The following is a 13,850-nucleotide window of genomic DNA, read 5'->3' as shown; positions in this document are numbered from 1 at the left end:
TGGTCCGTCTTCTCTTGGGAACGCTGTTGTGCTCTGTGTTTCGGAGCCTACCACCAGCAGTTGAATGGGGCAGTGATGCTGGGTTAGCGGTTTTCCGCCGGCGGAACGTCGATGCCCTTGTACTGCGCGCGGATCGAGGAGATGAAGTGCTTCGCGTCGATGGTCAACTTCGTCTTCTTCTTCCCCTCATACTGCAGCTTCGCCTTGGTCACCAATACACCCAAGTCAGCGCCCTTCCAACGGTAATCTTCGGCACCGTAGATGCGCAGGAAGAACGCTTCCTTGTGGTTCTGCAGCTGGTGCCAGTCCAGCGCGCTGCGCGAGAACTGCAGCTTGCCCTTGGAGTCCAGGAAGTACTTGCCGGTGCGCGGGGCATGGGTGATGTACTGCACGATGTCATCGGTTTCCTTGATGATCATGTGGCTCCAGACATCCGCCCCGGAGAGCTCCTCCCAGCGCGCGTTGATCTCATCGACGTCCAGCTCGAAGTCCACGTCGAGGTATTCGAGCAGGTGGAAGAGGAACAGCGGGATATCCGCGTAGGCGCCGGCGGTCACGTTGGTGATCGCGCTCGCCCCGGAGATGCGCGGGTTCAATTCGCCCAGGTACACCTCGTCGGTGTCGGTATCGACCAGCACGTCGACCTCGAAGAAGCCGCGGTAGCCGGTGGATTCAAGCCCCGCTCCGACCTTGCGGACCAATTCGATGGCGCGGGCGCGCTGCCCGTCGGTGACCACATCGGGGTGCATCTCGTTGCCGCACCAGCCGCCCTTGTACGGGGTCAGCTCCTTGTATCCGGCCAGCTCGGTGAGAATCGGGCCGACGACGGTGCCGCAGCGGGTGAGCACCGCTTCCACGGCCACCGGCTGGTTGTTGATCCGCTTCATGACCTTGAGCTGTTCGCCGATGATGTGCTTGGAATACTGGTTCCAATCATCCTCGCTGGTGATGAAGAACGTGGTCTTGCCCGAATCGCCGTATGGGGTCTGCACCACCAGATCATCGCCGAGCTTCGCCCCGCGGGAAAGCTTCTGCAGCTGCGCATAGGAGTCGGCGGTGCCCAGCACATTCGGGACCGAGTGGGCGCCGGCGGCGTTGCCCAGTTCGGTGGTGACGATCTTCGAATCCAGATGGGTGCGCAGCTCGTGCGATGGCAGGATCAGGTCGTAGCCCAGCTCCTCGCAGATCGCCTCGGTTTCCTCGTCGAAAAACACCATCGCGATCTTCGGGCGCTGGCCTCCGGGGGTGCGGCGCGCATCGATGTATTCGCGCACCTCGGGGTTTTCCAGCAGCCAGTTGTTGATTTCTTCGGAGCTCTGGAAGTCCACATGCGGCTTCTCGCTCGGGGTGAAAACCCGCGGGTGGTGTCCGTCCCAGCCATCGTAGTAAGTGATATAGCTGAATTTGCGCACCCAGCGGTCAAGGCCCAGCAGGTTCACCGGGGTGGCGCCGATGAAATAGATCGGAGTCTGGTTGGTGCGGAAGAAATGGCGCGCCTCGCTCATATTCTTCAGCGTGCGGCCAAAATTCACGATGCGTGGAGCCTCCACGATGCTCTCGTCGTCGTTATAGGCGGCATCCACGGCAACATTGGCAGTCATCTCGTCCAAAACGCTTTCCTGCGACTGCGTTTTGCCGGCCTGTTTGCGTAATTTGGCCAGATCGCTCGGTTTGGGCATCTGCGGTCGTGCCGTGCCTTCGCTCGCCTCAAGAAAATTTGCCATGGGATGTCGTTCCTTCAAAGTGGTAGACCTAGTAATTCTTCACGTGCCCGACGCTGGACACGCTGCGTACCGGTTGCTCTATCCATGCTTCGGGGTGCGAGTAAGGCGAGAGCAACGGTGAGGTAAAGCTGCGGTGAATAGTGAGTTTTGGGGCGCTTTGGCGTTGGGTAATAGCCTAGACGCGCGAAAGTCCTAACGTGAATTTAATGACACGTTAGGACTTTCTCTGTCATGTGACGATGTCAGCTAGCGGAGCCGACGTAATACCCGATGGCTGCCAGGGCTGCCCGCACCCCGGTATCCAGGGCTGGAACATAGTCGGGCAGGAAATGCGGGGAGTGGTTTACCGGGGCAGGCCGAGCGGTGGTGTCGAAGCCGCCGAACATCCAGAACACATTCGGTACGCCCAGCGCATCGGCCAGCGCCCCGAAGTCCTCCGAGCCCATCGCCGGGGGCACAAAGCGCACCTGTTCGGCACCGAACTCGGTCCCGAAGGCCGAGGCCATGGACTGGGTTTGCTGCGGGTCGTTGTAGAGCCGCGGGAAGTTGTAGAGCGGCTCGATCAGCGGCGCCGGCGCATTGCCGGCGGCGGCCTCGGCTTCGATGATGCGGGTGACCGCGCTGAGCACCTGCGCGCGGACCTCTTCGGTGAGCGTGCGGATATTCAGCGTGAACTCCGCGCGATCCGGAATGATGTTCTCCTTCAATCCCGCATGGAAGGTGCCGCAGGTGATCACCGCCGGGCTCAGCGGATGCAGTTCGCGCGAAACGATGCTCTGCAAGCGGGTGATGATATGCGCGCCGAGCACGATCGGGTCGATGGAATCCTGGGGTTGCGAGCCGTGGGACTGCTTGCCGAAGAGCGTCACCTTCAGCGAGTCGGCCAGCGCCATCGCGCTGCCCTCGGTGACCGCAATGGACCCGGTCTGGAAGGGGAAGACATGCTGGCCGAGCACCACCTGCGGGTGGGGGACCTTGTCCCACAGCCCGTCCGCGAGCATCGCCTGCGCGCCGGCCGCGGTTTCCTCGCCCGGCTGGAAGATCCACAGCACCGTGCCGGACCAGCTGTCAGTGCTTCGGGCCAGCACCTGCGCCGCGGCCAGCGCGGAGGCCACATGCGTGTCGTGGCCGCAACCGTGCATCACCGGAACCTCGGTGCCGTCGGCTAAGACCCCGGTGGCCACCGAGGCGTAGTCCGCGCCGGTGTCCTCCTTGATCGGCAGCCCGTCGGAATCCGCGCGGAAGGCGATCACCGGGCCGGGGCCATTGGCATGGATCCCCACCACCCCGGTGCCGCCGCAGCGGAAGTTCTCGATGCCCAGATCGGCCAGCCGGCCCTGGATGTAGTCGGCGGTGGCGTGCTCTTGCATCGATAATTCGGGGTGTGCGTGCAGGTGCAGGTAGCTTTCGTGCAGCGCACGAGTCTCCTGGAGGTTCAGCGCGATCTCGTTCATGGTCTTCCTTTGCTTGGTGGTGCTTAGTCTTCGGTGTTCGCCGAGAACTGGGTGCGGTCCCGGACCAGCCAGGAAACGATGATAGAGGCGATGACCACCAGCGCGGTGGCGAACATCGCCAGCCCGGGAGCCGCCGGCAGGATCACGAAGTTCATCAGCAGCGCGAGCGCAATGGCCACCAGCGTGGGGCGCAGCGACTTCATCGCAACGATGGACTGCACGAGCACCGCACCCATCAGCGAGGGCAGGATGTAGAGGCGGGCGACCTCGACTACCTCGGCGGGAACCATGGATACCAGCCAGGTGCCCAGCAGCCCGACGAAGAGCAGCAGGCTGGTGAGGTGGACCGTGGCCGCGCCGCAGATGGCCATCACCGCGGCCAGGTCTCCGCGTTTGCTGCCCGGCTTGGCGCCGATGGACGCCTGGGCGACGATCGCGGCCGGAAGCAGCTTATTGGAGATGTTGCCGATCATGAACGCCTGGTACATGGCGGCCGAGCCGAGGATCGGGAAGTAGGTGGCCGGTTCGACGATCCACAGCACCCCGAAGGTCGCCGCGACCGCGAGGAACGCCACCCAGATCATCGACGGGGCGATGTCCAGATCGCTGAAGAAGACCAGATAGATCGGGCCGAGCAGGGAGAAGAGCAGGCCGGCGGACATGGTCAGCGAGCCGTAGCGGGTGGTTTGCTTTTCGAAGCGCGCCATTGAGGCGTCGGCTCCGGTCAGTTGTGCTGCTGAGGTGCTCATGTGGTGCTCCTGGTCTTAGGCTGCGGTGTGCAGGAAGTAGCCGGCGGTGATGGCAACGGCGATGGAGATGCCCAACGCCCATTCCTTCAACCATTTCGCGTTCAGCGCCTTGGCCAGGAAGAGGCACAGCGCCATGGTGGCTGCGGACACCGCAACCAGGATCAGGTGGACGTTCGATTTGGGCAGTTCGGCAATGGTCAACGCGGAGAAGGCGCCGAGCAGGGCCGCGGTGGGGATCAGCGCCATCACCGCGGGATTGCGTTTGGCCAGCGACTTGCCGCCCTTTTTCATGATCGGGGTGAGGATCAGCGTGGCGAGCATCCACATGGCTCCGGACAGGCTCATCGCCATGAACGCGACCGCGAAGACCTGCTGGGTGTAGTCTGCTCCGCCCAGCGAGGCGCCCATGGCGACCGCGGAGATGGTCGCCGATCCGGTTTCCGCCGAGACCGAACCGATTAGTCCGATGCGCACCAGCACCGCGGGGGTGCCGAACAGGGCCAGCAGCGCGATGGCGACGAAGACGACCGCCAGCGAGGGGCCGACGGAGGCGACCGCACCGGCGCGGAAGGATTCCTTCAGCTCGCGCGCCGGCATGTCCACATGCGGCGCGGCGACCTTGGCCGCCCGCGAGTAGAGGACCGTCTGGATGAAGATGACTGCGAATACGCCCAGGGCGCAGAACCACAGGAAGGGGGTGTTGGCGATGGCCCAGATGTTCGTTGAACTCGGGTCGCCAGCGGCCAGAACGAGCTGTGGCTGCATGGTGGGCTCCTGAAAGGGGTAGGTGGCAAAGCTTGATGTGATGTGGATCGCATCTAGTAATAACCTTGCTAGCTCCCGTCAATAACGGCAATAATTGGCACGTATTGCCAAGTTTCTGTCGTTTTCCGCCAAATCCATGATGGACTTGCCCAATAGATGCAGGATTTAGTCACCAAGGGGAGCCTGTGATGGCGCAGCATGAAGTTCTCAACGAGCTGGAACGCCGCATCGTCATCGCGATGCAGATCGACGGTCGGGCCACCTGGCGGAAGATCGCCAGGGTGCTGCACGAGCCGGAACGGACCGTCGCGCGCTATGGCCAGGCGCTGCTGGAGAGCGGGAGAGTTTCGGTGGCGGCGATCGCGCACCGGTCCGGGTCGCTGGTCGCCTCCTTCACCTGCGCGCCGGGGACCGTGCGGGTGGCCTGCGAGGCGCTGGCCCAGCGCCCGGATACCAGTTTCAGCTATATGGTCACCGGGCAGAGCGACGCGGTCACCGAGCTGCACTACGACGGGGACCTGGCCGAAATCCTCACCATGCAGCTGCCGGCTACCCCCGGGGTGAACTCGCTGGCTGTCTACCCGATCCTGAAGTACTTCAAGACCATTCGCGCCTGGCGCGCCGAACCGGTCAGCGAGGCCCAGGAGCGTGCGCTCACCCCGGCCACCGGCGGGGAGCTGACCGAATGGAATCCGGCCCCCGGGCTCACCGAAAACGATTTGATGATCATCGAGGTATTGCGCAAGGACGGGCGGGCGAGCATCGATGCGATCTCCCGGCAGGTGAAGATGAGCGAATCCTCGGTCTCCCGCCGGGTGGACTGGCTGCTGCGCGGCGAGCAGATCAGCATCCGCACGCTGGTGGAGCCGGCGCTGCTCGGCTTCCCCGTGGAGGCGCTGCTGTGGGTGCAGACCTCCCCGCACAGCGTCGAGGCCCTCGGCCAGCGCCTGCGCCTGCTGCCCGAGGTGCGCTACGCGGCGGCCGTCGCCGGGGACGCGCAGCTGATCGTCGACGTCACCGTGCGCACCCAGAAGGACCTGTACCGGTTCATCTCGGACACCGAATGGGGCGAGATGGTGCAGATCAAGACCGCGATGGTGCTTTCGGCACGCAAGCGCGGAGGGCGGCTATTCGCCGTGTAGCGTGGCGGAGAAGTCGTTCTGCGTGAATTCGAATCCGGCGTCGGCCAGCACCCTGCTGGTGACCTTGCGCCCGGTCAGCGCCACCCGGGCGTTGGAGCCCAGCGCCGCTGCGCCAAGCTTGGGCAAGAGCGTACCGGTGGGCAGCCCGGGCAGCCCGGCGATCGAGCGCAGCGCGGCCATCACCTCGTGGTTGCGCAGCGGATGCGGGTTCGCCGCGTGCACCACACCTGCGGGGATCGGCGGGGTCTCCAGGCCCAGCAGATTGCGCACCAGGCGCAGCCAGTCCTCCATCCCGATCCAGCTGAACCACTGCTTGCCGCTGCCCAGCGGACCGCCCATGCCGGTGTGCACCAGCAGGCTCAGCGGCTTGAGCAGCGGGGCATCGGGGTGCATCACCAGCGAGGTGCGCAGCACGTAGCTGCGCGCGGCGTTGACCTGCGCGTCGTTGAAGGCCTGCTCCCAGGCCGAGGCCACTCCGGTCATTTCCGGCAGCGCGCGTGCGTCCTTAGGCAACGGGCTGTCTTCGGTGAATTCGGTTTCCCCGCCATCGCCGAAGATCGCCGTGGTGCTGGACTGGATCCAGCTGGCCAGCGGGGTCTCCAGCGCGGCCGCGGCCTCGGCCAGGGTAGCGGTGCTCTGCACGCGCGAGGCGGTCAGCTTGGCGATATTCTCCGCCGTATTGCGCTTGTCCACGCGCTCGCCGGCCAAATTGATCAGGTGCACCGGGTACTTCTCGTGCGTCAGCGCGCTGGCCCAGGCCCCCTGATGGCGCCCGTCCCAGGGGTACTGCTCGGCCGGGAAGTCCGGTTCCGCGTTCCGCGTGAGCACCGCGACCGAGGCGCCGCGGCAGACCAGCTCGGCGACCAGATTGCGCCCCAGGAAGCCGCGTCCCCCGGAGATGACCACATGGGCCGGTACGGTGCGGTGCGCGGCCGGCGGGATGACCTTGAACAGGCGTGCGGCCGCCAGCGCGAAGTCGGCGCATAGCGCGTTGGCGACGCTGAATTTGAAGGCGGCGGTGCCGACCCCGCGCAGCGCAACGGTAAGGCGCAGCAGTGCGCCGCTGCCCGCGGAGTCGACTTGCCAGCGCAAGACCATCTCCCCGCCGGGCTGCGGCTGGGTGAATTCCACCATGCGTTGGGCCGGATTGCGGCGGGTGATCGAACCGGCTGGGGCGGTGGCGCGGTGCAGCGGGCCGAACAGCCTGCCCGGCGGGCGCAGGTCGACCTTGGTGCCTACCCCGCGCTGGTCATCGTGCACCACGAAGCCGTCGAAGCTTTTCATCCAGCTGCCGGTCTGCGACAGGTTGCCGACGATGGAATACACGGCCTCGGGGTCCGCGGCGAGGTACTGCGATTCGGTGCGCTGCCAGCGGGTGAACTTATTGAGCATCTGCGCCATTCTCAGATCATCCTTCGAGTTGATCAGAAACTTCGGACTTCTCCAAGGCTACTTCGGTTTGCTGTGCCCGGGCGTGATGCCCGCCCGATGCTGTCCTGAAGTGTCGCGCCGGACTTGGAGGTGGCGCGGTGATTAAAGGAGAAAACCGGCGTCCGCAGAGTGCCGTTGGGCATTCGGCGGGCGCCGGTTTTCTCGGGAAGAACGACTTGCGCGTTAGGCGGTAACCTTCGTGCCGAGTTCTTCTTCCATGGCGGTGAATTCCGCGTCGATCTCCGCGTTCGGCTTGTAGGTCGCCCGCGAAACGAGCCACGCGACAACCAGCGAGACGATGAAGCCCGGGACGATCTCGTACATGTTGCTGGCAAGCACGTCGATGTTGCCCCAGATGTAGACGACCGCGGCACCGGAAACCATGCCGGCGAAGCCGCCCAGAGCGGTCAGCTTGCGCCAGTACAGGGCCAGCAGCACGATCGGACCGAAGGAGCCGCCGAAACCGGCCCAGGCGAAGGAGACCAGGTCCAGGATCGAGGAACTTGGGCTCAGCGCCAGCAGCGTGGCGATCACCGCCACGATCAGCACGCCGGTACGTCCGAGCATCACCAGTGCCTTAGGCGAGGCCTTGCGTCCGGTGATGTTGTAGAGATCTTCGACCAACGCCGAGGAGCAGACGATCAGCTGCGAGGACATCGTCGACATGATGGCTGCCAGCACGGCGGCCAGCACCAAACCGGCGATCAGCGGGTGGAAGAAGATCTGGCTGAGCAGTAGGAACACGGTCTCGCTGCTTGCATCGGTCAACGGTTCGTCGGCGAAGTAGGCGACGCCAACCAGCGAGGTGGCGATGGCGCCTGCCGAAGCCAGGAACATCCAGCCGATGCCGATGCGGCGTGCCGTCTTGGCCTCGCCCGGGCTGCGCAGCGCCATGAAGCGCACGATGATGTGCGGCTGGCCGAAGTAGCCCAGTCCCCAGGCGGCGGTGGAGAAAATTGCCACGACCGCGAGGAACCAGTTGCTGCCGGTGAAGGAGGAGAACAGGTTGAAGGCTTCCGGATTCACCTCGGTGATCTTCGAGGCCAGGGAGCCGAAATCGCCCATCTGGATGACGGCGACGATCGGCACCGCGATCAGCGCGGTGAACATCAGCAGGCCCTGGGCCACGTCGGTGAGCGAGGCTCCGAGGAAGCCGCCGAACAGCGTGTAGAGCAAGGTGATGATGGCAACGAAGATCATGCCGTTCAGATAAGGCCAGCCGAAGGAAGCTTCGAAGAACTTGCCGGCGGCGACCATGCCCGAGGACACGTAGAAGGTGAAGAACACCAGAATGATGACCGCCGAGGCGATGCGCAGCAGGTGCTTGCGGTCCTTCAGGCGCTTCTCGAAGAAGCTCGGAATGGTGATCGCGTTCTGTGAGATGGCGGTGTAGGAACGCAGACGAGGGGCGACGAACTTCCAGTTCGCCCAGGCGCCGATCAGCAGGCCAATGGCGATCCAGGCTTCGTGCAGGCCGCCAAGGTAGATGGCGCCGGGCAGGCCCATCAACAGCCAGCCCGACATGTCACTTGCACCTGCGGATAGCGCTGCCACCCAAGGCTTCAGGCCACGGCCTGCGAGCATGTAATCGTCGATATTCGATGTTCGCCTAAAAGCTATATAGCCGATGCCAAGCATCACGGCCATATAAAAAGCGATTGCGATGATCTGATAAGTCTGGTCAGACATTTTTCCTCATTGCCGTTTTTTGTTCGCCGGCGCGTGTTATTGCCCGGCGAACCGCGGATCTAGTGGTGCGAATCACCACTATTGCACTTATTTTTCTATTTGTCTTGGCTGCCTTCACTGCTCGTTATGGATTTGTAACTTAAAAGACCGTATCGAACTAGTGCGCAGAATCAGAATCGAGTTCCTGCGCTTCGTGTTGAATTGCCAGCTCTTCGTGCACCAGCGTGCGCACCGCCGCGATCGCCGGGGATCGCGCCGAAGAGTGCCGCATCGCGGTGAAAATGGTGCGCACCGGGGCGTTGTGCAGGTCCACGAAACGCAGCTGCCGCTCGAACTGGGTCCACACCAGATCCGGCAGCAGCGCCACCGCCGTGCCGGTCTCGACCAGGGTGACATGTGCCTGAAGATCGGCCGTTTCGTAACGTACGTCCGGCTCGAATCCGGCCATGCGGCAGGACTGCTCCGCCCAGTGCCGGCTTGCCGCGCCCGGCGGTTCCATCACCCATGGAAGGGCCGCGGCATCGGCCAGGGAAGTGGCCCGGTCGAATTCGGCGTTGCCCTCGCCGCCGGGCAGCGGAAGCGCCAGGCGGATCGGGTCATGCGCGAGGTGGCGCCGATCGAGAGTTTCAAAGATCGGTGCCGCATGCCCCTGATACTGTTCGGCGATCACCAGATCGAAGTTGCGGGCGCTGGTTTCGTGCAGCGCTTCTTCGGGTTCGTGCTGGGTCATCTCCACGCGCAGATGCGGATGCATGGAGTGCAGCTTGCGCAAGACCGATGGCATGATGGCGAGCATCGCGGTCTGGAAAACCGCTAGGCGCACGGTGCCCGAGACGTTGGACATGGTCGCCGCCAGGTCCGCTTCGGCACGTTCCATCGAGCCGAGCAATTCCTCGGTGTGGGCGACGAGAACCTGGGCTTGCGGAGTCAGCTGGAGCTTGCGTCCATTGCGTCGCAAAAGCTCGACTCCGGCTTCGTCTTCGAGCTGGCTGAGCTGCTGCGAAACCGAGGACGGGGAGTAGCGGAGCACATCCGCAACCTCGGCGATCGTTCCGCGAATACTTAATTCTCTGAGAAGACGTAATCGTCGCAGTTCAAGCATTGATTCATATCCTAATCACACGCATGTTAAGTGGAATTATGCCCGGGCGTTTCGTGCACCCATTAATACATTAGCAAACCCGAACGAAGCCCTTCGGCTTTGTTCACTTTTGCTTAATCAAAGTTGGGGTCATACTCGATCTTGCACACAGCATTTTCGCGGCCAACTATCCGGTGATTCCGTAAGCTCGTCAGCCACAACGAAATTCGCGATCGGTGTATCAATATAAGGACGAACTGCATCGAAGGGAACGGCACATATGTCATCCTCTATCACCTCACAGCGAACCGTCGCTCCGGCGGTTGACGCAACAGGCAAGCCACTGACCCACCCCACAGAACTTGCCGATGAGACCATCGCCTTGGTCCGCCACTGGCTGACCGAAGCCGCCAAATTCCCGGTCGACGCCTCTGCGGCGCGCCTCGCGGGAGTACTGAAGGACCCGAAGGGCCTGGACTTCACCGTTGGATTCGTCGACGGCGTGATCCGCCCCGAAGATCCAAAGGTCGCGGCCAGCAACCTGAAGCGGCTGGCCCCGATGGTCCCAGCCTTCCTGCCGTGGTATCTGCGCAAGGCCGTCGCACTGGGCGGCACCATGGCTCCGCTGCTGCCGGGAATCGTCGTGCCCGTGGCCCGCAAGGTGCTGCGTGAAATGGTCGGCCACCTGATCATCGACGCCTCGGATACCAAGCTGGGCGGCGCGATCTCCAAGATCAAGCGCGAAGGGGTGAACCTGAACGTGAACCTGCTCGGCGAGGCGATCCTCGGCGAGGGCGAAGCGACCCGCCGTCTGGAGGGCACCTCCAAGCTCTTGGCCCGCGATGACGTGAACTACGTTTCGATCAAGGTTTCCTCCACCGTGGCCCCGCACAACCACTGGGCCTTCGACGAGGCCGTGGAGCACATCGTGGCCAAGCTGCGCCCGCTCTACGAGCTGGCCAACAACGCGAGCGCGAAGAAGTTCATCAACCTGGACATGGAAGAGTTCAAGGACCTGGAACTGACCATCGCGGTCTTCACCAAGCTCCTGTCGCTGCCGGCGTTCAAGGACCTCTCGGCCGGGATCGTGCTGCAGGCCTACCTGCCCGACGCCCTGGGCGCGATGATCGAGCTGCAGGAATTCTCCGCCGCGCGCGTGGCCGCCGGCGGCGCGCCGATCAAGGTGCGCGTGGTCAAGGGCGCGAACCTGCCGATGGAAATCATGGAAGCCGATATCCACGGCTGGCCGCTGGCCACCTGCCACTCCAAGCAGGACACCGACACCAGCTACAAGTCGGTGCTCGAATACGCGCTGCGCCCGGAACATGTGCCGAATGTGCGCATCGGCATCGCCGGGCACAACCTCTTCGACGTGGCGCTGGGCTGGCTGCTGGCCAAGGCCCGCGGCGTGCAGCATGGCATCGAGTTCGAGATGCTGCTGGGCATGGCCACCGGCCAGGCCGAAGCGGTGCGCCGCGATGTGGGCGAGCTATTGCTCTACACCCCGGTGGTGCACCCGGCAGAATTCGACGTGGCCATCGCCTACCTGATCCGCCGCCTCGAAGAGGGCGCCAGCCAGGAGAACTTCATGTCCGCGGTCTTCGAACTGGAGAAGAACGAGGAATTGTTCGAGCGTGAAACCAACCGCTTCCTCGCCTCGCTGGAAAACCTGACCGACGTGGTGCCCGCAACGCACCGCGTGCAGAACCGCCAGCTGCCCGACGCTTCGCTGACCGAGGTAGTGGCCGGATTCGCCGATGGAAGCACCGAGTTCTTCAACACCCCGGACACCGACCCGAACCTGGCCGCCAACCGCGCCTGGGGACGCGAGATCCTGTCCAAAATGCAGGATTCAAATCTCGGCAAGGACCTGGTCGCCGCCCATACCCTGTCCTCGACGGCGCAAATGGATGAGGCCATCGCCATGGGCGTGGACGCATCGGCTAGCTGGCAGGCGCTCGGCGCGGCCGGCCGCGCGGAGATCCTGCACCGTGCCGGGCTGCTCTTCGAAGAGCGCCGCGCGATGCTGCTGGAGGTGCTCGGCTCCGAATGCGGAAAGAACATCGACCAGGGCGACGTGGAGATCTCCGAGGCGATCGACTTCGCCCACTACTACGCGCAGCGCGGCCTGGACCTGGAAAACGTCGACGGGGCAAGCTTTGTGCCCTCGAAGCTGACCGTGGTCACCCCGCCGTGGAACTTCCCGATGGCGATCCCCGCCGGGTCGACGATGTCCGCGCTGGCCGCCGGATCCGCGGTGATCATCAAGCCGGCCACGCTGGCCGCCCGCATCGGCTCGGTGATGGTGCAGACCCTGTGGGATGCGGGAGTGCCCCAGGACGTCTTGCAGCTGGTCTTCGCCGGCGAGCGGAAGCTCGGCACCCAGCTGGTTTCCGACGAGCGGGTTGACCGCTTGATCCTCACCGGCGGCTACGAGACCGCGCAGCTGTTCCGCTCCTTCCGCAAGGATCTGCCCTTGCTGGCCGAAACCTCGGGGAAGAACGCGGTGATCGTCACCCCGCACGCGGACCTGGACTTGGCCGCACGCGACGTGGTGGCCTCGGCCTTCGGGCACGCCGGGCAGAAGTGCTCGGCCGCCTCGCTGGTGGTGCTGGTCGGCTCGGTGGCCGAATCGCGGCGCTTCAACAGCCAGCTGATCGACGCGGTGAAATCGCTGACCGTCGGCTACCCGTGGAACCCGGAATCCCAGATGGGACCGCTGATCGACGTACCGGGGGAGAAGCTCGTGCGCGGCTTGAGCACCCTGGGCGAAGGGGAGCGCTGGGCCATCGAGCCCAAGCAGCTCGACGAGTCGGGCAAGCTCTACTCCCCGGGCGTGCGCTACGGGGTGCAGCGCGGCAGCGAATACCACCAGACCGAGTACTTCGGTCCGATCCTGGGCGTGATGACCGCGCAGAGCCTTGAAGAAGCGGTCGAAATAGTCAACGACATCGACTTCGGACTCACCTCCGGGCTGCACTCGCTGGATTCGGAGGAGATGGCCTACTGGCTGGAGCACATCCAGGCCGGCAACATCTACGTGAACCGCGGCATCACCGGTGCCATCGTGCAGCGCCAGCCCTTCGGCGGCTGGAAGCGCTCGGCGATCGGCGCGGGCACCAAGGCCGGCGGCCCGAACTACCTGGTCGGCATGGGCAGCTGGCGCGATGCTCCGGTGACCGAAACGGCCACCTTGTCGGCCTTCGACGAGCGGCTGCTGAACGCCGCGGAGCTATCGGGCGAAGACGCCGACTGGTTGCGCGGTGCGCTGGGCAGCGACAAGCTGTGGTGGCACCAGGAGTTCAACGCGGCCAAGGACCGTTCGGGACTGGCCGCCGAGCGCAATATCTTCCGCTACAAGCCGGTGGATGTCACGGTGCGCTTCGAAGCCGCCTCCAGCGGGCACGGCATCACCGAGGCCTTGCGCGTGGTGGCCGCCGGGGTGACCGCCGGTTCCCGGGTGATCTTCTCCGCGGATGCGGACCTGCCACGCGGGGTGCGCAACCTGTTCGCCGAGCACTCGGTGACGGTGGTCCGCGAAGATGCAGCGGCGTTCGCCGCCCGGGCCGCGCGCCTGGCCGCGAAAGAGGGGCCGACCGCGGCCTCGCGCATTCGCTTGATCGGCGGTTCGGCCAAGGCCGTTGCCGAGGCCACCGACGGCAAGCCCGATGTGGCGATCTACGCCTCGCCGGTCACCGGTGCCGGACGCGTGGAGTTGCTGCCGTTCCTGCACGAGCAGGCGGTATCGATCACCGCGCACCGGTTCGGTACGCCGAACCACCTCAGCGACGAGCTGATCTAGTCCGCTAGTTTCC

The 13,850-nt window shown here is 64.3% G+C and carries 9 protein-coding genes; 2 read left to right on the top strand and 7 right to left on the bottom strand.

From position 1 onward, the window contains the following. Positions 1-83 precede the first annotated feature (83 nt). From ACT3UA_RS11810 to ACT3UA_RS11795, 4 genes are all read right to left on the bottom strand, one after another. Positions 84-1,724 carry a biotin carboxylase gene (locus tag ACT3UA_RS11810; RefSeq protein WP_096286700.1) on the bottom strand — a complete coding sequence of 547 codons (1,641 nt, stop codon included), beginning with the start codon at positions 1,722-1,724 and terminating at the stop codon, positions 84-86. Between the two features lie 242 nt (positions 1,725-1,966). Further along, positions 1,967-3,178, bottom strand: coding sequence for an amidohydrolase (locus ACT3UA_RS11805; protein ID WP_444616605.1), 1,212 nt, complete (start codon positions 3,176-3,178; stop codon positions 1,967-1,969). Between the two features lie 23 nt (positions 3,179-3,201). Next, positions 3,202-3,927 (bottom strand): hypothetical protein, encoded by a 726-nt coding sequence (locus ACT3UA_RS11800; RefSeq protein WP_444616603.1) that lies wholly within the window; start codon positions 3,925-3,927, stop codon positions 3,202-3,204. Positions 3,928-3,942: 15 nt separating this feature from the next. Further along, positions 3,943-4,692 carry a DUF5058 family protein gene (locus ACT3UA_RS11795; protein ID WP_096286706.1) on the bottom strand — a complete coding sequence of 250 codons (750 nt, stop codon included), beginning with the start codon at positions 4,690-4,692 and terminating at the stop codon, positions 3,943-3,945. 188 nt (positions 4,693-4,880) lie between these two features. Between ACT3UA_RS11795 and ACT3UA_RS11790 the strand changes: the two genes are divergently transcribed. Beyond that, complete coding sequence (locus ACT3UA_RS11790; RefSeq protein ID WP_444616601.1) at positions 4,881-5,834, top strand: Lrp/AsnC family transcriptional regulator; 954 nt, start codon at positions 4,881-4,883, stop codon at positions 5,832-5,834. Here the strand turns inward: ACT3UA_RS11790 and ACT3UA_RS11785 are convergent. The 3 genes from ACT3UA_RS11785 to ACT3UA_RS11775 form a co-directional block, all read right to left on the bottom strand. Beyond that, positions 5,820-7,235, bottom strand: coding sequence for an NAD-dependent epimerase/dehydratase family protein (locus ACT3UA_RS11785; RefSeq protein ID WP_444616599.1), 1,416 nt, complete (start codon positions 7,233-7,235; stop codon positions 5,820-5,822). The two genes, ACT3UA_RS11790 and ACT3UA_RS11785, sit on opposite strands and share 15 nt — an antisense overlap. 213 nt (positions 7,236-7,448) lie before the next feature. Beyond that, positions 7,449-8,954 carry a sodium/proline symporter PutP gene (gene putP / locus ACT3UA_RS11780; RefSeq protein ID WP_444616597.1) on the bottom strand — a complete coding sequence of 502 codons (1,506 nt, stop codon included), beginning with the start codon at positions 8,952-8,954 and terminating at the stop codon, positions 7,449-7,451. 157 nt (positions 8,955-9,111) lie between these two features. Continuing rightward, positions 9,112-10,056: a LysR substrate-binding domain-containing protein gene (locus ACT3UA_RS11775; protein ID WP_444616595.1), complete on the bottom strand. Its 945-nt coding sequence runs from the start codon at positions 10,054-10,056 to the stop codon at positions 9,112-9,114. Between the two features lie 259 nt (positions 10,057-10,315). On the opposite strand from ACT3UA_RS11775, the gene ACT3UA_RS11770 reads away from it, so the two are divergent. Continuing rightward, entirely contained in the window at positions 10,316-13,837 is a 3,522-nt protein-coding gene (locus ACT3UA_RS11770; RefSeq protein WP_444616593.1) for a bifunctional proline dehydrogenase/L-glutamate gamma-semialdehyde dehydrogenase, read from the top strand. The last annotated feature ends 13 nt before the right edge of the window (positions 13,838-13,850 follow it).

It is taken from the genome of Glutamicibacter sp. 363, assembly GCF_052379505.1.
In the GTDB taxonomy this organism is placed as follows: Bacteria; Actinomycetota; Actinomycetes; order Actinomycetales; family Micrococcaceae; genus Glutamicibacter.
This window is presented reverse-complemented; position numbering and strand designations above follow the sequence as displayed.

Excerpts from the sequence above, each read along its gene's own strand:
- putP (WP_444616597.1), bottom strand. The coding sequence starts at position 8,954 with ATGTCTGACCAGACTTATCAGATCATCGCAATCGCTTTTTATATGGCC.
- ACT3UA_RS11800 (WP_444616603.1), bottom strand. The coding sequence starts at position 3,927 with ATGAGCACCTCAGCAGCACAACTGACCGGAGCCGACGCCTCAATGGCG.
- ACT3UA_RS11775 (WP_444616595.1), bottom strand. The coding sequence starts at position 10,056 with ATGCTTGAACTGCGACGATTACGTCTTCTCAGAGAATTAAGTATTCGC.
- ACT3UA_RS11805 (WP_444616605.1), bottom strand. The coding sequence starts at position 3,178 with ATGAACGAGATCGCGCTGAACCTCCAGGAGACTCGTGCGCTGCACGAA.
- ACT3UA_RS11795 (WP_096286706.1), bottom strand. The coding sequence starts at position 4,692 with ATGCAGCCACAGCTCGTTCTGGCCGCTGGCGACCCGAGTTCAACGAAC.
- ACT3UA_RS11785 (WP_444616599.1), bottom strand. The coding sequence starts at position 7,235 with ATGGCGCAGATGCTCAATAAGTTCACCCGCTGGCAGCGCACCGAATCG.
- ACT3UA_RS11770 (WP_444616593.1), top strand. The coding sequence starts at position 10,316 with ATGTCATCCTCTATCACCTCACAGCGAACCGTCGCTCCGGCGGTTGAC.
- ACT3UA_RS11790 (WP_444616601.1), top strand. The coding sequence starts at position 4,881 with ATGGCGCAGCATGAAGTTCTCAACGAGCTGGAACGCCGCATCGTCATC.
- ACT3UA_RS11810 (WP_096286700.1), bottom strand. The coding sequence starts at position 1,724 with ATGGCAAATTTTCTTGAGGCGAGCGAAGGCACGGCACGACCGCAGATG.